The sequence below is a fragment of the Nonomuraea guangzhouensis genome (genome assembly GCF_019396345.1).
Taxonomy (GTDB): domain Bacteria; phylum Actinomycetota; class Actinomycetes; order Streptosporangiales; family Streptosporangiaceae; genus Nonomuraea; species Nonomuraea guangzhouensis.
In genome coordinates this window covers 347945-366575 of the sequence record NZ_JAHKRM010000003.1, presented here as the reverse complement: position 1 = coordinate 366575, position 18631 = coordinate 347945, and the positions used below count along the sequence as shown (strand labels likewise).

The 18631-nt window shown below is 72.2% G+C and carries 10 protein-coding genes; 2 read left to right on the top strand and 8 right to left on the bottom strand.

Annotated elements, in window-relative coordinates; all coding sequences use genetic code 11:
* Position 1: 1 nt before the first annotated feature.
* The 4 genes from KME78_RS07465 to KME78_RS07450 are packed head-to-tail and all read right to left on the bottom strand — an operon-like array spanning position 2 to position 5782.
* A complete protein-coding gene (locus KME78_RS07465; RefSeq protein ID WP_219528027.1) occupies positions 2 to 1195 on the bottom strand; it encodes a cytochrome P450 in 1194 nt (397 codons plus the stop codon).
* Positions 1192 to 1410, bottom strand: coding sequence for an MbtH family protein (locus tag KME78_RS07460; RefSeq protein WP_219528026.1), 219 nt, complete (start codon positions 1408 to 1410; stop codon positions 1192 to 1194). Before KME78_RS07460 ends, KME78_RS07465 begins: the two co-directional genes overlap by 4 nt.
* A complete protein-coding gene (locus KME78_RS07455) occupies positions 1407 to 4499 on the bottom strand; it encodes a non-ribosomal peptide synthetase (protein WP_219528025.1) in 3093 nt (1030 codons plus the stop codon). The genes KME78_RS07460 and KME78_RS07455 overlap by 4 nt, the downstream gene beginning before the upstream one ends.
* A 32-nt stretch (positions 4500 to 4531) precedes the next feature.
* Positions 4532 to 5782, bottom strand: a complete 1251-nt coding sequence (locus tag KME78_RS07450) for an MFS transporter (RefSeq protein ID WP_219528024.1) — start codon at positions 5780 to 5782, stop codon at positions 4532 to 4534.
* A 140-nt stretch (positions 5783 to 5922) separates the two neighbouring features.
* On the opposite strand from KME78_RS07450, the gene KME78_RS07445 reads away from it, so the two are divergent.
* Complete coding sequence (locus KME78_RS07445; RefSeq protein ID WP_219528023.1) at positions 5923 to 7089, top strand: cytochrome P450; 1167 nt, start codon at positions 5923 to 5925, stop codon at positions 7087 to 7089.
* Entirely contained in the window at positions 7086 to 9299 is a 2214-nt protein-coding gene (locus tag KME78_RS07440; RefSeq protein ID WP_219528022.1) for a M20/M25/M40 family metallo-hydrolase, read from the top strand. The genes KME78_RS07445 and KME78_RS07440 overlap by 4 nt, the downstream gene beginning before the upstream one ends.
* Here the strand turns inward: KME78_RS07440 and KME78_RS07435 are convergent.
* Genes KME78_RS07435 through KME78_RS07420 form a run of 4 tightly spaced genes read right to left on the bottom strand, consistent with a single transcriptional unit; the run spans position 9287 to position 18630 of the window.
* On the bottom strand, positions 9287 to 10039 hold the full coding sequence (locus KME78_RS07435) for a thioesterase II family protein (protein ID WP_219528021.1): 753 nt from the start codon (positions 10037 to 10039) through the stop codon (positions 9287 to 9289). The genes KME78_RS07440 and KME78_RS07435 overlap by 13 nt on opposite strands.
* 5 nt (positions 10040 to 10044) lie before the next feature.
* Positions 10045 to 11307, bottom strand: coding sequence for a cytochrome P450 (locus KME78_RS07430; protein ID WP_246650602.1), 1263 nt, complete (start codon positions 11305 to 11307; stop codon positions 10045 to 10047).
* Complete coding sequence (locus KME78_RS07425) at positions 11304 to 13457, bottom strand: non-ribosomal peptide synthetase (protein WP_219528020.1); 2154 nt, start codon at positions 13455 to 13457, stop codon at positions 11304 to 11306. The genes KME78_RS07430 and KME78_RS07425 overlap by 4 nt, the downstream gene beginning before the upstream one ends.
* Entirely contained in the window at positions 13444 to 18630 is a 5187-nt protein-coding gene (locus KME78_RS07420) for a non-ribosomal peptide synthetase (protein ID WP_219528019.1), read from the bottom strand. The genes KME78_RS07425 and KME78_RS07420 overlap by 14 nt, the downstream gene beginning before the upstream one ends.
* Position 18631: the final 1 nt, after the last annotated feature.

The following is an 18631-nucleotide window of genomic DNA, read 5'->3' as shown; positions in this document are numbered from 1 at the left end:
TTCACGGCTCCGCCTTCAGCGCGACGGGCAGGCTGCTCATCCCGGACAGGAAGTTGGAGTACAGGTGGCGCTCGGCCCCGGCACGGTCGAGCGCGCCCACGTACGCGCGCAGAGCGTGGAGCATCGCCGCGATCTCGACCCGGCCCAAGTGCGCCCCGAGGCAGAAGTGCGGTCCGTACCCGAGCGTGAGGTGCTTGTTCGGCGATCTGCCCAGGTCGAAGACGTCGGGCGCGTCGAAGACGGCCTCGTCGCGGTTGGCGGAGGTCAGCCACAGCGTGACCAGGTCGCCGCGCCGCAGGACCGCGTCGCGCAGCGTCACGTCCTGGGTGACCGTACGGCCGAAGTGCATGGTGGGCGTGGTCCACCGCAGGACCTCCTCGACGGCGTCGCCGATGGAGACCTGGCCGTCCTTGAGCGCCCGCCACTGGGCAGGGTGGTCGATCAGGGCCGCCACGGCGCCGATCATCGACAGCCTACTGGTCTCGTCTCCCCCCATGATCAGGCTGTAGCAGTTGAGCACGATGTCATCGTTCGACAGGGCGGCGCCCTGGACGGTCGCCCCGGCCATCAGACTGATCACGTCGTCGCCCGGCGCGGCCCGCCGTCGCCGGACCAGGTCGGTGAAGTACAGCAGGATCTCCACCCGGGCCACCTGGTCGGCGCGGGCCTCCGGCGTGCTGTAGTCGGAGGCCAGCGCGGACTTGGTCAGCCGCAGCACGTGCTCGCGATCGGCTTCGGGCACCTGGAGCAGGTCGCAGATGGTGGTCAACGGGATGATCGAGGCGACGTCCCGGGCGAAGTCGCATTCCCCGCGCTCCAGTGCCAGGGCGATCAGCCGGTCCGTGCTGTCGCGCACGCCGTCCGCGACGCGCTCCAGCGCCCTGGGGGAGAACGCCTTCAGCAACAGCCTGCGCAGCTCGGTATGACGCGGGCCGTCGGTCACGGCGAGCATCCGTCCCGCTCCCCCGTCGGCGCCCTGCAGCATCGTCGCCAGGACGTTGCCCTTCTGAGAGGTGAACCTGTCGTTGTCCATGAGCACCCTGGCTATGTCGGCGTGCCGGGTCAGCGCCCAGAAGCCGGGTTCCGGATGCCAGTGCACCGGCTGCTCCGCCCGCAGCCGCCGCCACACCTCGTGCATGTCGTGGCGGGCGTAGGTGGCCGGGTCGGCCAGGTTCGGCGGGTGCGCGGCGGTCATGGCCGGGCGTCGTCCATGGCCTCGATCAGGCTCTTGGGCCGCATGTCGGTCCAGGTACGCTCGACATAGTCCAGGCAGGACTGACGGTCGGCCTCGCCGTAGGCGATCTGCCAACCGGCCGGCACGTCGGCGAACCGGGGCCACAGCGAGTGCTGTCCCTCGTCGTTGACCAGGACGTAATAGCGACCCTGCGGGTCTTCGAACGGGTTGCTCACGGCGGTGTCCCTTCTGCTGGCGATGCTGACAGGGCCGGGTGGCTGAGCAGGCGCTCGACACTGGGCGCCTCATAGAGCGCGCGGATCGGCAGGCGTACGGCCATGGCGTCCTCCAGGTCGCTCACCAGGGCCATGGCGCGCCTGCTGTCACCGCCGAGCGCGAAGAAGTCGTCGTCGACGGAGACCTGCTCGGTCCGGAGAGCTCGGGCGAACAGGGCGCACAGGATTCGCTCGCGGGAGGTGCGTGGCGGGGTGCCGGAGCGCGGCACCTCCGGTGCGCGGTCGAGGGCCTGCCGGTCGAGGGCCTGGCGGTCGAGGGCCTGGCGGTCGAGCTTGCCGTGCGGGGTGAGCGGCAGCGCGGCGAGCGCTGTGAACGTCGAGGGCACCATGTAGTCGGGTAGCGCGCCAGAGACGTGTTCCCGCAGGTCTTGCGCCACGGGCGGCGGCGTCACGTAGGCCACCAGACGCTGGTCGCGGACGACCACGGCGGCCTGCTTGACGGAAGGGTGAGCGCTCAGCACGGCCTCCACCTCGCCGAGTTCCACCCGGTTGCCGCGCACCTTGACCTGCTGGTCCGCGCGGCCGATGAAGGACAGTTGCCCGTCCGGCTCCCACCGCGCCAGGTCCCCTGTCCGGTACATGCGTTCGCCTGGGGCGCCGAAGGGGTTGGCGATGAAGCGCTCTGCGGTCAGCCCTGGGCGGTTCAGGTATCCGCGTGCCAGGCCGGGGCCGGCGAGATAGAGCTCGCCTGTGACGCCTTCGGGCAGGGGGCGCAGCCACGGGTCCAGCACGTACGTCTGGGCATTCACCACCGGCCGCCCGATCGGCGGTGCTGCGCTGCTGGTCAACGGGTCACTGATGGTGGCGCACACCGTGCTTTCCGTCGGACCGTACGCGTTGAACAGCCGCCGCCCGGCCGCCCACCGTTCCACCAGATCGGGCTGCAGCCTCTCCCCGGCCAGGATCAGGGCCGCGCCGGGCAGGGTTCCCTGTTCTGGTAGTACGGCCAGCGCCGCAGGGGTCAGGGTGGCGTGGGTGATCGCGAGCGGGTCGAGCCGTCGCGGGTCCGACAGCAGGTCGACCCGGCCGCCGCCGGTCATGACGAGCGTCCCGCCGGTCAGCAGCGCCATCGCCACCTCCCACCCCCAGGCGTCGAACCCGGGCGAGGAGAACTGCAGCACCCGGGCCCCTGGACCGGCTCCCAGCCGTTCGACCTGGGTGGCGACCATGGCGGCCAGCCCGGTGTGCGGGACGACCACGCCCTTCGGCTCTCCTGTGGAGCCCGAGGTGAAGATGACGTAGGCCGGGTGCTCCGGGCGGAGCGCGACCTCGCCCAGGTCGGTGTCCGGCTGCCGGGCGATGTCCGGCGCATCCAGCGCGATGGTGGGGATACCGGCGTGCCGGGCGATGTCCCGCGCGTCCGGCGCGATGGTGGGGATACCGGCGATCGTGGAGCCGGATTCGGTGACGAGGGCGACGGGCTGGGCGAGCTCGACGGCCTGCGCGATCCGGCCGGCGGGGTAGGCGGGGTCGAGCGGCAGGAAGGCCGCTCCAGCCTTCATGACGGCGAGCGCGGTGATGACCAGTTCTGGGGAAGGCGGCAAGGCGATGGCCACGATCCGTTCGCGCTCCGCTCCCTGTTGCCTGAGGTGCCTGGCCAGCTGGTTCGCGCGGGCGTTCAGCCGGGCGTAGGTGAGTCGTCCGTCGGGCCATTCGAGTGCCGTGGCGTCGGGGGTGGCGCGGGCCTGGGTCTCGAAGAGGCGGGGCATGGGGTCGCGACGGACTCGGCGGGGCGCGGGACTGTGTCCGCTGGGGTCTACGGTCCGGAGCCGGTGGAGGGGAAGGTCTGGTTCGCCGGCGGCGGCTTCCAGCGTGCGCATGAGCCGGTCGGCGAGGTGCCTCGTCTGCTCCTTAGTCAGCTGTTCTGGGCGGCGGCTGAGCGTGATGTGGTCGGGGTCGTCCCAGGTGAGGGTCAGGGCGCAGCGCTGGCCGTGCCGGTGGCGGACCCGTGTGACGGCCGCGTCGTGGATCGTGGCGGGAGTCGCCTCTGGGGGGAGGACGAGGGTGTCGAAGAGCCTGTTTTCGGTGGGTGGCGGGCCCTGCTCCGTCAGGCGCCGTACGCGCTTGAGCAGGACGGCGAAAGACTCCTCCGGGTCGAGGCGCACCCACAGCGGCACGAGGGCCGTCAGCGGTCCTATCGCCTCTGGCGGGCCCTGGCGCTGGGCGATGCCCAGTACGGGGTCCGTCCGGCCGGTGTGTTCGGCCAGGACCATCGCCCAGGCGGCGGCGAGCATGTCGGTGCGGCTGCTGCCGAGGTCCGCCAGCCCTTTGGGGACGGGCAGCACGATCGACTCGGGCCACGCGGTGGCGAGCGAGATGTCGGGGACGAGCGCGGTCGTGAGCGAGGCATCGGGGACGAGCAGGGTCGGCCGGTCTGGCAGCTCGACGGCGGACGACGGCCGGGCCGCTGGGCGCGGCGGCTCGGTGGCGGACGGGGGCCGGGCCGGTGCGAGCGGCGGCTCGGTGGCGGACGGGGGCCGGGCCGGTGCGAGCGGTGGTGGGTCAGGGCGGTGGCCGCGGTAACGCAGGAGCAGCTCGTCGAGGATCAGCCCGGCAGATCGCCCGTCCATCACCATGGCGTGGCCGGTCAGCGCCAGGCGATGCCGGTCCGGGGCCAGCCGCAGCGCCAGGAACCGCAGCAGCGGCGGCGCCGCGAGGTCGAAACCGCGAGAGTAGTCCGCGCGCAGCAGCGCTTCCGCGCCCCCGGACGCGCACGACAACGCTTCCGCCGACGCGCTCAGCAACACTTCCGCGTCGCCGGACACACACGGCCGCGCTTCCGCGTCCCCGGACGCGCTCAGATCACGCTCCACCCACGCGGGACCGGCCGACCCGGCGACGACCTGGCGCCGTCGGCGGACGCAGGCGCGCAGGATCTCGTGTGCGGCCACCACCTCCTCGGCGGCCCGGCGCAGCGCCGGAAGGTCCACCGGGCCCCGCAGGTCGACGACGAGCTGCCGATGGCAGGCCGCGGCGGAGCGATCGTCGAACAGCGACAGGAACAGCAGCTCCTCCTGCTGAGGCAGCAAGGCTCGCGCCTCGTCCCGCCGCCGCCGCGTGATCATGTCGTACGGCAGGCGGGCAGGATGGCACGCAACGGCACGATGCTCAAAGCCATGATCGCCACCGCCGAGAACAAAGCCACCCGAGGACCGAACGAGTCACTGATCAGCCCACCGGCCAGCGAGCCGACCGGAATGGAGGCGAACAGCACCAGACGCACACTGGCGCTCATCCGGCCGAGAAGGTTGTCGGGGGTGACCCGCTGCCTGAGCGTGTACGACAGGACGTTGCACATGCTCACCGCGATGTTGGCCAGGAAGAACCCGACCAGCCACATGACCCCCATCGTCACGGCGGAGCCCGACGCCGCGGGCACGATGACGAACAGCACCGCGCTGCCCACCACGCTGACCGCGAAGACGCGACGCTCGCCGTACCGCTCGATGAGCTTGGGCACCTGGGTGGCGCCGAGGAAGGCGCCCAAACCGGCGGCGGTCAGGGATGCGCCGTACCAGCCGGCGCCGGCCTCCTGCGTCTGGGTGGCGTGCAGCAGGAAGGCGACCAGGAAGGCGAAGCTGCCGCCGTTGAAGAAGAAGCCCTGGATCGCCAGCGAGCGGATCGTGCGTTCCTTGGCCACGTAGCGCAGTCCCTCGCCGATGTCGGCCAGGACGGTACGGTCGCCCGCGGGTTCCGGCTCCGGCTCGCGGCGGCGGATGGTCAGCAGGGAGAACACCGACAGCAGGTACGAGAACGCGTCCACCACGAGCGCGACCGGCGGCGACTTGGTGGCCTGCACCACCAGACCGGCCGCCGCGGGGCCGAAGAGGTCGGCCGCGCCCTCCGTCGAGGTCGTCCACGAGTTGGCCTCCGCGAGGCGGTCACGGCTGACCAGCGCGGGCACGTACGCCATGTGGGCCACCTCGAAGATCACCGTGCAGCAGCCGGTGACGAGGGCGATGAGGCAGAGCAGGGCCAGATTCAGCATGTCCGCCCAGGCCAGCAGCGGGACCGACAGCACGAGCAGGAAGCGCACGCTGTCACACATGATCATCAGCGGCCGCTTGGCGCGCCGGTCCACCAGCGCGCCCGCCAGCAGGGGGACCACGAGATAGGCGGCGTAGACCGACCCCTGGACCAGGCCGAGCCCGGTTCCGTCCGCGTGCAGGGTCTGCGTGGCCAGCAGGGGCAGGGCCACGACGGTGAACTGGGTGCCCATCATGGAGACGCCCTGGCCGAGGCAGAAGGCCACGAAGTCCCTGTCCCGCCACAGAGATCGCTTCGATGCCGCGGATGGCGCCTCGCCCGTCATGTTCCTCCAGCAGCCGTCATGAAGCCGGACTCATGCAGGATCCGCCGCGCCCGCTGAGCTCGGGAAGTCCGGAAATCTCCTGACAGCCCGCGAGGCCTCCGGACAGGGTCACGGCGGTCGGCCCGTCATACGGTGAGTGCATGTCCGTCACCATGACGCTGACCACATACGCCGACGCCTTGGACGCCTACCACCGAAGCGAACTGTGCCAGGCCCAGTACGACGACGGCACCGTGATCATGGCGGACGTCCTGGTCAACCTGCACGGCACCGATCACCGCGACCGGCGGCGAGTGGAGAACCGGCTCTTCAGGCGGGAGACGCTCGCCCACTACGAGCGGGTCGTCATTCCCCCGGTGCTCGACCGGGCGGTGGAGAAGGCGCGCGCCGAGGGTGCGACGGAGCTCGTGGCGTTCGGCCACGACGTGATGCTGGAGATCGCCACCAGGATGTGCGGGATCGACCGGCACGAGGGCGACGCGGCCGAGCTGGCCAGGCTGAGCGCCCACCAGCGCACCTTCATCGAGGCGCTGACGCTCAAGCAGTCCACCCTCGACAAGGGCGAACGGCTGGCCGCGATCAAGGCGTCGCTGGAGGAGTGGGTCGCCGAGTTCTTCGAGCCGTCCGCACGGCGGCGACGCGCGCTGCTGGACGAGGGCACGGACGCGCCACCGCTCGACCTGCTCACCACCCTGCTGCGGGCCCAGCGGGAGCTCGGGTTGCCCGATGACGTGATCGTCAGGGAGTGCGCGTTCTACCTCATCGTCGCCTCCCACACGACGGCCACCGCTTTCGTACGCGCGGTGGACGACCTGATGAAGTGGCGGGAGTGGCACCCGGACATGCCGGACGACGCCTCCTTCGTCCAGCGGTGCGTGCACGAGACGGTGCGGCTGAACTCCAGCAGCCCGGTCGGGATGCGCCGGGCGCTGTCCCCGGTCACGCTGCGCTCGGGGCTGGAGATTCCCGAGGGCGCCACCGTGCTCATCGACCTGCACGCGGTCAATCGCGATCGGTCGGTCTACGGGCCGGACGCCGAGGAGTTCAACCCGGCTCGTACGGTGCCCGCCGGGGCCCTGCCGTACGGCCTGACCTTCGGCTCCGGCATGCACGTGTGCATCGGCCAGGACCTGGCCGTGGGGTCCGTGCAGCGTGACGACCCGGAGACCCGGCTGTTCGGGCTCGTCACGGTCGCCGCGCGGGAGTTGTTGCGTTCCGGTGCGCGTGCCGATCCGGAACAGCCGCCCGAGCGTGACACCACCACGGTCCGGCGTTACTGGTCGCGGTATCCGGTGCTGCTGACGTGAGGAAGTGGCTCGCGCTGCTGCCTGTCGCGCTGGTGGTCGCCTCGCTGCTCACCATCCGCCCCTCGCCGCCACCTGGGCCGTTCTCCGTCGAGCGAGCCATGGAGCACATCCGGAGGATCGCGGTCCGGCCCCACCCGATCGGTTCCGCCGCCAACGCGGCCGTACGGGACTACGTGACGGCCCAGCTCAAGACCGTGGGCCTGACGCCGTCGGTCGAGCGCGCGGCGACGGCCGTGGTCCATCCGGAACGGACGTACCGCGCGGGCACCGTGGAGAACGTCAGGGCCGCCATCCCGGGCCGGGACAGTACGGACAAGGTGCTTCTGGTCGCCCACTACGACTCGGTGACCGGCGGGCCCGGGGCCTCCGACGACGGCTTGGGCGTGGCCACCCTGCTGGAGATCGCGCGCCTGCTGCGCATGGAACCGCAGCAGCGCAACACCGTCGAGCTGCTGTTCACCGACGGCGAGGAGGCCGGAACACTCGGCGCGCACGCCTACCTCGCCGGATCGGCCGCGCCGTCCGCTGATCACACGGTGGTGCTGAACCTGGAGGCCAGGGGCACGACGGGGCCGGTCGTGATGTTCCAGACCGGGCCGGGTAACAGCGGGCTCGTCTCGGCTCTGCGCGGGGGCGTGCCGTTCGCGACGTCCTTCACCGACGAGGTGTACCGGCGGCTGCCGAACGACACCGACCTCACCCAGTTCCTCGAGCGCGGCTTCACCGGGATGAACTTCGCGGTCATCGGCGGCTCGGCCAGGTACCACACGACCGTGGACGACCTGGGCAGCGTCGACCCGGCCACGCTGCGGCAGATGGGGACGACGGTGCTGGCCGCGAGCCGCGAGCTGGCGCAGGCTGATCCGCGCGTGCGCGACAGAACAGACGCCTCCTACTTCACGGTGCTCGGGCTGCTCGTCTCCTACCCGTTGTGGCTGGCCGGGCCGCTGGCCGGGTGTGCCGTGGCCGGCTGCGTCGCGGCGATCGCGGTGGCCAGGCGGCGGGGTGTGCTTCGGTTACGCGCGCTGGGTGTGGCGGGGGTGGGGCTGCTGGTTCCGGTGATCGGGGCGGCAGTTGTCGGGTGGGTCTCGTGGCAGGGGCTGCTGTTGTGGCGTACGGACTATCGCGCGCTGTTCAGCGGGGAGCCGTACTGGAGCGGGGTGGCGGCCGGTCTGGTCTTGGTGACGGTGGTGCTCGGGCTGGTCTGGGCGGGTCTGGCGCGTCGCCGGGCGACCGAGGCCGAGCTCGCGGGCGCGGTGTGCGTGTGGTTCGCCGTGCTGGCTGTGCTGCTCGCGGTCTTCGTGCCGGGGGCCGCCTATCTGTTCACCTGGCCCGCGATCGTCGGGGCGGCCGGGGTGTTCCTGTCGGCCGTGCATCGCCCCTTCTATCTCTCCGCGGCGGGGGTGGTCGCGGTGCTGCTGTTCACGCCGTTGATCGTGCTGTTCTTCCCTGCTCTGGGCCTGGGTGGCGCGCCGGTGCCGCTGGTTCTGACCGTGCTGGGTGTGCTGGCGTGCGTGCCGTACGTTCCGCCCGCGCGCCGCCGCGCCGGCCCGGTGGGGATCGCGTCGATCGTCGTGCTCGCCGTCGTCGTGCTCGTCGCGGGTGCCGTGCTCGACAGGGTCGACGCCCGGCACCCGGCCCAGGTCAGCCTGCTGTACACCGCCGACGCGGACACCGGGCGGGCCCGCTGGGCGGGCCGGCCGGCCGGAGACTGGCAGCGGCGCTACGTCTCCGGCGGGCCCACCTCGCTGGAGGCCGACTTCCCCATGCTCCTGACCGGCGACGGCTACCACGCCGGGCCGGCGCCCGCCGAGCAGGTCCCCACGCCGAAGGTGACGGGCCTGCGCGCCGTTACCGTCGGATCGGCTCGGGAGTACGTCGTGGACGTCGCGATCGGCCCGGGCACCGCCACCGGGCTGGCGGCCTACCTGGACGCCGGGCCGCAGACCGTGGAGAGCGTGACGATCTCAGGGGTGCGGCTGCCCGGCGGGCACAACCGCCCCTTCGCGTCGACCCCGTGGCGGTGGGGTGTGGAGCTGGCCGGGCCCGGCACGAGCGTGCGCCTGACGGTGCGTGCCAGGGACACACGGCCCATACGGCTGCGCCTGGTCGCCCGAGGAACGCTGACCCTCCCGCTTCCGCCGGATCTCACCTGGTCGGCCGCGGACTCCGGCGAGACGCTGGCCGCAAGGACCGTTCAGCTGAAGTGAAGCCCGGATCGGGCCCTGAGGTCGACCACGAACATGTCCAGCAGCTCCGGCGGCGCGGACATGAACCGGTAGTGCTCGCCGTCCAGCAGCCGGAAGTCCGTCGGCGCGCAATCAGCCCATCCCGCCATGAGGTCCGGCGCCACCTCGTCGTCCTGCCGCCAGCCGATGGCGCTGATGGGGCAGTCCAGGCGGAGGGGCTCGGCCAGGTGATAGCGCTTGTTCATCTCGATGTCGGCGCGCAATACCGTCATGCTCACGTCGAGCAGATCGGGAGTGGGCCGGCCGCCCAGCTGCCGGATCAGCTCGGCCAGCTCCGTCCGCAGTTCCTCGTCGCTCATCTCCAGGAAGCGCCCGTACGGTCCCTGATGGGGAGCCACCTGGGAGGAGACGAAGATCCGGGCGGGCACCGGATAGCCGCGCTCGGCCAGCCGTACCGCCGTCGCGTAGCCGGGAAGGGCCGATCCGCAGTGGCCGAAGAACGCGAACGGACGGTCCAGGTAGGGCAGCAGGCCGTCGGCGAGCTGCCCGGCCAGCTCCTCGTAGGTGGCGCAGGGCTCCTCGCGCAGCCGGCTCTCCCTGCCTGGCAGCTGGACGGGGCAGATCTCCAGCTCGCCGACGAAGCGCGGCCACTGCCGGTACATGCTGGCCCCGCACCCCGAGTACGGCAGGCAGAACAGCCGGATTCCGGCCTGCTCCGACGGGGTCCGCAGCAGCCAGCGGCGTGATCGGTCAGCGGGCATCGGCGTCACACCGTCTCGGCGAGGGCCGCGTACGACGCGTTGGCCCGGGCCGTCAGCGGCATGTGCTTGATGCCCGCCACGAAGTTGGACCGCAGATGCTCCACCTCGCCCGCCTGCTCGAAGTCGGAGAATCCGGCCAGCAACTCCTCGAAGAGCACCCGCAGACTGGCCCGCGCCACGGTGTGGCCCACGCAGTAGTGGGCGCCGCTGCCGAACGCGATGTGCCGGTTGGGCCGGCGCCGGATGTCGAAGACGAACGGGTCGGGGAAGACCGTCTCGTCGCGGTTGGCCGAGGCGAGCCAGACCACGGCGGCGTCGCCCGCCCTGATGGTCTCGCCGCCCAGCTCCACGTCGGTGGTGGCGTACCGCATGAAGTGCACGGCCGGAGAGGCCCAGCGCAGCGCCTCCTCCACGCCGTTCATGAGCAGCTCGGGGTGCGCTGCCCAGTCGGCGAACCGGTCGGTGCCCGCCAGCTCCAGCATGGCCGAGGTCGGCACGCAGGGCGTGGTGACGTTGGCGCCGAGCAGCAGGCTGTAGCAGTTGGACAGGATCTCCCCCAGGCCGAGCGTGCGGCCACCGACGTCCATGGTCGCCAGCAGGCTGATGAGGTCCTCACCCGGACTCCGCCTGCGCCCGGTCACCACGTCCTGGAAGTAGGCGAACAGTTCCCGGTGCGCAGTCTCAAGCGTCTCCTCCGACCCGCCCAGGGTGTATTCGGGGTCGTCGGGCGCGATGGACATCGTCGTCAGTCTGATCAACTGGGGCCAGTCCTCGCGGGGCAGCGCCATGATCGTGCCCGTGACGGCCATCGGGAGTGCCGACATCGCCGCGGCGAAGTCCATCGGCTCACCGGTGGCCAGGGGCGCGAGCAGCGAGCGTACCTCCTGCCGGATGGTCTCCTTGTGCCGGGTGATCGACTTGACGGCCAGGGCCCGCTGCACCGGCTCGCGCATGCGGGTGTGCTTGGGCGGATCGGTCGCCGCCATCTGCCTGCCGCCCGCCGGATCGTCCTTGCCCAGCAGGTTGAGCAGGGTGCCCCGCTGGGAGGTGAAGCAGGTGTGGTCACGCAGCACCCGGTCGCCGTCCTCGAAGCGGGAGACGGACCAGAACCCCAGCTCCCCGTCCACCGGATGCCAGCGCACCGGGTGGCGCACGCGCAGGGCGTGCCAGACCGCGTGCGGGTCGCCCTCGCTGTACAGCCGGGCGTCGATCAGGTCCAGGCCGTCGAGGTCGACGGCCTGGGGGTCGCCTGGCAGGGACATCCTCATGAGCGCTGACTTCCCTTCGCGTGGTGCCCGGCCGGGGCGAGCAGCCGGTGGATCTCCTTGGCCAGCTCGGTGACGGTCGGGTTCAGGTACAAGGTTCTGGCCGGGATCTCCAGCTCGAACTCCTGCTGGACCCGGCCGAGCAGCTCACCGGCGATCAGCGAGTGGCCGCCCAGCTCGAAGAAGTCGTCGTGCACGCCCACCTTCTCCACGTCGAGCGTGTCGGCCCAGACGTCGGTCAGGTACGACTCCAGCCAGTCCGAGGGCGCCACGTACGGACCGTCGACGGTACGCGGCGCGGGTGTGCCGGCGGCGACCGCGGCCCGGTCGACCTTGCCGTTGAGGGTCAACGGCAGCCGCCGCACGACCAGCAGCCTCGGCGGGACCAGGGTGGGCGGCAGCTCGCGGCGCAGCGCGGCGCGCAGGTCCGCGGCGAGCCCGGCCGTGTCGGCCGCGTCGTCGCGGGGGGTGACGTAGGCCGCCAGGCGCCTGCCGCCCGCCGGATCGTCCTCGGCGAGCACCAGCGCGCCGGAGACCTCGGGCCGCCGCATGATCGCGGCCTCCACCTCGCCGGGCTCCACCCGGAATCCATGGATCTTGACCTGCTGGTCGGCGCGGCCGAGGAATCTGATGGTGTGATCGGGCTGCCAGCACGCCAGGTCTCCCGTGCGGTACAGGCGCGCCCCCGGCTCGGCCGCGAACGGGTCGGCCACGAACCGCTCCGCAGTGGCGCCGGGTCTGCCCAGGTAGCAGCGGGCCAGACCGGCGCCGCCCGCGTACAGCTCCCCCGGCACGCCGACGGGGACGGGCCGCAGCAGCGAGTCGAGGATCGCCACCCGGGTGCCGCGGATCGGCCGGCCGATCGGCACCCAGTCGATGGCCGGCGGCGTGGCCGAGGTCCAGCAGGTGGTGAAGGTGGTGTTCTCGGTCGGTCCGTAGCCGTCGGTGAACAGCAGGTCCGGGTGGGCCGCCATCAGCTCGCGTACCGCCTCGACGGAGACCACGTCGCCGCCCGCGAGCAGGTGCCGCAATCCGGCCAACGCGTCGAGATGCTCGGCCACCATGCGGTGGAAGAGCCCCGCGGTCAGCCAGAGCACGCTCACCCCCTCCGCAGCCAGGGTCTCAGCCAGCTCCTCCAGGTCGAGGGGGCCGGGAGGGTGCACGACCAGCAGCGCGCCGCTGGTCAGTGGCGCCCAGAGCTCCATCGTCGAGGCGTCGAAGGCGACCGGGGCCAGCTGCAGGAAGACGTCGCCGGAGCGGAAGTCGGCCCAGTCGGGACCGTCGACCAGCCGGGCCACGGCCGTGTGCGGCACGCAGACACCCTTGGGCTCTCCGGTCGAACCCGAGGTGTAGCTCACGTAGGCCAGATCAGCCGGACCTACCCGGGGTGGGGGCACTGGCGCGTCTTGCTCGTCGGGGCGTACGAGCGTGATGTCCGGGGGAAGGCCGAGATCGTCCCGGGAGCTGATCACGATGTGCGCGCCCGCGTCGCGCAGCAGGATGTCCCTGCGCTCGGCGGGCGCGTCGAGCTCCAGAGCGACATAGGCGGCGCCCGACCGCAGGACCGCCAGCAGGGCGATCACCGCGTCGGCCGACCGGTCGAGGAGGACCGCCACCGGCCTGCCGGGCCCCGCGCCGTGGCGCAGCAGCACGGCCGCCAGGCCGTCCGCCCGGTCGCACAGCTCGCGGTAGGTCAGCGTCGACCCGGCGAAGCGGACGGCCGGCGCTTCGGGCGTCCGTGCGGCCTGCTCGTAGACCATGTCGTGGACGCACCGGGGTACGGCCGTCGGCAGGTCGTACCCGCCCCAGCCCAGGAGCTCGCGGCGGTCGAGCACCGTGGCGAGCGGTAGGCAGGACAGCGGCAGCGACGGGTCGGCCACGCCTGCCGACAGCGCGACCGCTACCTGCCCGGCCGGCGGTTCACCGGCCGGAAACCGTACCGACGACGCCTTGACCAGCGCCGCACGCCCCGCGACCAGCCGCTTGCGCAGGGCGCCGAAGCTCGGGTCGTCGCCCACGGCCACCTCGGCCGGCCTCTCCTCCTGCCCGGCGGAGGGGGTGTAGACGACGGAGACGCGGTCGGCGCCCGTTCGCCGCCAGGCGACGGCGAGGGCGGCGGTCAACCAGTCCGCCCGGTCGTCAGCGAAGCTCATCGGCCCTCCTGTCCCTGGGGAGCAGGCCGGGCACCATCGTGTCCGGCAGGTCACGCAGCCGCTCGATCAGCTCGCGCAGCTCCGTACGCGAGGTCTGGGCCAGTTGGAGCAGCTCGATCTGCCGGGCGAGCTCGGTCAGGCTCCGCCGGCCGAGCACGTCCGACATGCCGATCCGGACGCCGAAGGTGTCGCGTACGCGCGTCATGACCTGCGCCGCAACCAGGGAATGTCCGCCCAGTTCCGCGAAGTCGTCGTATCTGCCCACCTGGGGCACGGCGAGCACCTCGGACCAGATTCCGGCCAGTATCGTCTCGGCAGCCGTCTGCGGCGCCACGTACTCCTGGCCGGCGGCCGGCCCGGGGTCGGGCAGGGCGGCGCGGTCCACCTTGCCGCTGTTGTTCAGGGGCAGGGCGGCCAGTACGACGAACGTGGCGGGGACCATGTAGTCGGGCAGCCGTTCCGCCAGGAACCTCCGCAGGTCGCCGACCGGGGGCGGGGTGCCATGGTGGGTCAGGTAGGCGATCAGCCGCTGGTCTCCCGCTGGTCCGCTTCTGCTGTCGACGACCACGGCGCGGACGGCCGGATGGGTCAGCAGGACGTGTTCGACCTCGCCTGGTTCCACCCGGTTTCCACGGATCTTGACCTGCTGGTCGACTCTGCCGAGGTACTCCAGCGTGCCGTCCTGCAGCCAGCGGGCCCGGTCGCCGCTGGCGTAGCGGCGGCCACCCGGCAGGTGGGGATCGGCGAGGTACCGCTCGGCCGTCAGCGCGGGCTGGTTCGCGTAGCCGCGTCCCGGCGCCACGCCTCCGACGCAGAGCTCGCCGGGCATGCCGGCGGGGGCGGGCCGGCCGTACCTGTCCACGATGTAGATCACCGCGCCGGGCAGCGGGCGGCCGATGGTCACGCGGTGCCCGGGGTCCGGGCCGGGGAGGATCCTGGCCACAGTCACCTCGATGGACGCCTCCGCCGGGCCGTACATGTTGAGCAGCTCCACCCCCGGCAGCACCCGGGCGACGTCGGCCACCAGGTCGGCGGTCAGCTCCTCACCCGCGGCCAGCACCCGCCGCAGGGTCGCGGCGCACCCTCCCGCGCCCGGGGTGTCGAGGAAGGCCCGCAGCACCGACGGGACGAAGTAGCAGTCGGTGACGCCGTTGCGGGTGATGAAGTCCACGAGGTAGTGCGGGTCCCTGCTGCCGTCCGGATCGGGCAGGGCGAGCGAGGCGCCCGTCAGCAGCGGCCACAGCATCTCGGTGATCGAGACGTCGAAGCCTCTGGGGGTTCGCACCAGCATGGAGCGGCCCGGTCCCAGAGGTATGGTGTCGCGTTTCCACGCGGCGTGATTGGCCAGGCCGCGCCCGGTGACCGCCAAGCCCTTGGGGCGGCCGGTCGAGCCGGAGGTGTGCAGCACATAAGCGAGGCTGTCGAGCGGGGCGCGGCGTCCGGGGCGGGCAGGGGAACCCTGGTCCGCCGGCAACCGGTCGATCACGGTGAGCGGCCGGACGTCGTCGATCGTGGACCGGGTCCTGGCGGGCGGGTGGTTGGTGTCCAGCGGCAGGTAGACGCCTCCTGCCTTCCATACGGCCAGCATCGCGACCACGGCGTCCGCCGAGATCGGCAGGTGCACGCCGACCAGCCGCTCGGGGCCCACGCCTCGGTCGATCAGGTGCCGGGCCAGCCGGTTGGCCCGCTCGTCCAGCTCGCGGTAGGTCAGCCGGGCCATGCCGGTCAGCGCCGGAGCGTCGGGAGTCCGGTCGACCTGGGCGTGGAAGTGGTCGAGCCAGTGGGGGTGCTCGGCCACCGGCGTGTCCAGCCCGCCGAAGCGCCGCAGCACGCGGTCGAGTTCCGGCGCGTCCATCGTCGCCAGCCGGGACACGGGCTCGCCCGGGTGGTCGACGGCTTGCTCCAGGATCAGCGTGAACGACCTGAGGACGGCTCTGACGGTGGACTCCTCGTAGAGGTCCGCGGCGTACCGGAGGGAGCCGGCCAGTCCTCGGTCCGGTGTGTCGGCCAGGTGCAGGGCCAGGTCGAAGGCGGCTTGTCTGGGCAGGATCTCCAGTTCGCTCGCGGTCAGTCCCGGCACGTCCCACTGCGGCGTCACCGGCTCGCGCATCACCAGGCCCGCGCGCAGCAGAGCGGTGGGATCGCTGCGGGCCGCGCCCGCCTGCCCGGCGATCTCCTCGAAGGGGACCGACGCGTGGCCGAAGGCTGCCAGGCATGTCGTACGCACTCGTTCGAGCAGCTCGTTGAAGGCGGGGTCGCCGGTGACGTCGACGGGGAGCGGCAGGGCGTTGGCCAGGAACCCGACCACGGCCGCCGCCTGGGGTGCGGCGCGGTTGGCGAAGGGCACGGTGACGGGCACCGTGGGCTGGCCGCTCCACCGGGAAAGGGTCAGGCCCAGGGCGGACAGGAGGACCATGAAGGGTGTCGCACTTGTCTGCGCGGCGAGGGATTTGACGCGGCGTACGGTCGCGGGCGACAGCTCGACGCGGAGCTCGGCGGCTTGGTGGGCGGTTCTGCCTTGGCGCGGCCGGTCAGGGATGAGCTCGAGGAGCGGCACATCGGCCAGCGTTTCCCGCCAGAAAGCGCGGCCTGCCGGGCTTGGTGGCGGGAAAGCCTGGCTGGCCGAGCTCGGCGCTCCATGGGATGCCGCGTCTGTGCGGTGTGTTGCCGGTTCCCGGCCGGCCGGGCTCAGCGCTCCGTGGGATGCCGTGCCTGTGCGGTGTGTTGCCGGTTCGCGGACGGTGGTGCGGGCGTGCACGATCTGTCCGAGATCGCGGACGAGCAGGCCCGCCGACCATGCGTCGAGCGCGCCGTGATGGCCGGCGAAGGCGAGCACGTGATCATCGGCGGCGAGCTGGAGCACGGCCGCTCTGACGGCGACCTCGCCGTCGAGCGGGATGGCCGCGCCGAGAGTGTCACGGCACCAGCGGGCCACGGCCGCCTCGTCCGCGCCGGGCAGGTCGACGATCGGCACGTGGACACCGGCGCCCTGCCTGACCTGCTGAACGATCGTGCCGTCGGGTGCCTGCACGATCGCCGTGCGCAGGGACTCGTGGCGGCCGATCAGCTCGGCCGCCGCCCGCGCGAGCAACGTGCCGTCCAGCGGCCCGGTGAGCCGCAACCCGCCCATGACGACGTAGGCGGCGCCCATGCCGAGCTGGTCAAGGAGCCACATCCGCCGCTGTCCCGGCGAGGCGGGAACGGGCTCACCCGGGTCCCTCGGCCCGGACATGGACGAGGGAGCGGGAGCGGGTATGGGCGCGGACACGAGCGCGGACACGGCGGCGGCGGGCAGCTCGGCCGGGCTGATGCCGGACAGCAGCTGCTCCAACGGCACGATCAGGCCGAGGTTCTCCGCGAGCGCCACGCTCAGGCGGACCGCGCGCACGGAGTCGAGCCCCTGCGCGGTCAGCGGCAGGCCGTGCTCGACCCGCTCGACGGGCAGCTCCAGGATGGCGGCGACCAGCTTGAGCAGATCCTCGCGCGTCGTGCGGACCGCGCCGCCGCTCTCGTCGGTGGACAGGCCCCTCTCTTCGGCGGGCGGGTCGACCGGCTTAAGCCTCCTGAGGGTTCCCGCGAGGTAGCGGTCCCGGCAGGCGCGCCGCCGGGGCTTGCCGCTGGTGGTGTACGGCACGGCGCCCGGTGGTACGAGCAGCACCTCGTCCACGGTCAGTCCGTGCTGTTCCGCCACGGCGACCCGGACGGCCGCGCGTGCCCGATCGGCGGTGGTCGCGTCGATCCTGGGATCCGCCTCCTGGACGACCACGACCTGTTCCCTGCCGCCGTCGTCCACGCCGAAGGCCGCGCCGCGTCTGCGCAGTGCCGGGTCGGCCCGGCTGACCGTCTCCTCCAGGTCCTGGGCGTGGTGGTTGCGGCCACGGACGACGATGACGTCCTTGGCCCGGCCGACGACGTACAGCTCGCCGTCGCGCAGGAAGCCCAGGTCGCCGGTCGGGAGGTAGGGCTGGTCTCCGAGACGGGCGGAGAAGGCGGTGACCGTGTCGTCTGTGCCGTTCAGGTAGCCCCGTGTGATGCTGCCCCCGCTGACCCACACCTCGCCGACCGCGTCCGCCGGGCACGGCTGGGTCGTATCGGGATCGACGATGAGGACGTCGCACCCGCGGGGCCGGCCGCAGCTCACCACATTGACGGCGGGCCCGTCGGCGGGCGGCTCGACGCGGCCGGACGTGAGCGCCTCCCGCGAGACCTCGACGGAGGTGACCGGCTGCCCGGCTCCTACGCCGGTGACCAGGAGCGTCGCCTCCGCCAGCCCGTAGCAAGGGCGGAAGGCGGCCCGATCGAACCCGGCAGGAGCGAAGCGCGCGGCGAACTCGTCCAGCGTCGCCGCTCTGACGGGCTCCGCGCCCGCCAGCGCGTGCCGCCACGAGCTCAGGTCGAGGCCGTCGAGCTCGTCGGGGGCGATCCTGCGTACACACTCCAGGTAGCCGAAGTCGGGCGCGACGCTGATGGTGGCACCGTACTCGCTGATCAGCTCCAGCCATCGGCGCGGCCGGCGCAGGAACTCCAGCGGCGACATCAGCACGCACGGAAAGCCGCTGTAGACGGGCTGGACGATACCGCCGATCAACCCCATGTCGTGATAGGGCGGCAGCCAGCTCACCCCGACGCTCGACGGTCCCAGCTCGAAGGTGGCGGCGATCGTGGCGGAGTTGTGTACGAGATTGTCGTGGCCTATCAGCACCCCTTTGGGGGCCAGGGTGGAGCCGGAGGTGTACTGCAGGAAGGCGATGTCGCCCGGCACGGGCACGGCCGCGTGTCCGGCGCTCTCCAGGTCCGTGCAGAGGTAGTGCGTCTCCAGCCCGCCGACGGCCGCGAGGGTGACCGAGTCGGTCAGTACGACGTCCGCGGCCGCCTCGGCGGCGATGCCATGCGTCCGTTCCAGCCCCTTGGCCGTCGTCGGCGGGTAGACGGGCACGGCCATGACCCCGGCGTACAGGCAGCCGAAGAACGCGGCCAGATACTCCGAACCCGGCAGGTGCATCACCAGCGCCCGCCTGGACCCCTCAGCGGCGAGCAGGCCCGCGACCTCGCGGGCCCTGCGGTCGAGCCAGGCGTAGGTGAGCGTACGCACCTTGCCGTCCTCGCACACGTGGAAGGCGGTCTCCTCCGGCGTCGCGGCGGCCCGCCCGGCCAGGACGTCGACAATGGTCATC

Bases quoted from the DNA above. Each gene is read 5' to 3' on its own strand.
- KME78_RS07465 (WP_219528027.1), bottom strand. From the start codon at position 1,195: ATGACCGCCGCGCACCCGCCGAACCTGGCCGACCCGGCCACCTACGCC.
- KME78_RS07450 (WP_219528024.1), bottom strand. From the start codon at position 5,782: ATGACGGGCGAGGCGCCATCCGCGGCATCGAAGCGATCTCTGTGGCGG.
- KME78_RS07445 (WP_219528023.1), top strand. From the start codon at position 5,923: ATGTCCGTCACCATGACGCTGACCACATACGCCGACGCCTTGGACGCC.
- KME78_RS07435 (WP_219528021.1), bottom strand. From the start codon at position 10,039: ATGCCCGCTGACCGATCACGCCGCTGGCTGCTGCGGACCCCGTCGGAG.
- KME78_RS07430 (WP_246650602.1), bottom strand. From the start codon at position 11,307: ATGAGGATGTCCCTGCCAGGCGACCCCCAGGCCGTCGACCTCGACGGC.
- KME78_RS07425 (WP_219528020.1), bottom strand. From the start codon at position 13,457: ATGAGCTTCGCTGACGACCGGGCGGACTGGTTGACCGCCGCCCTCGCC.
- KME78_RS07420 (WP_219528019.1), bottom strand. From the start codon at position 18,630: ATGACCATTGTCGACGTCCTGGCCGGGCGGGCCGCCGCGACGCCGGAG.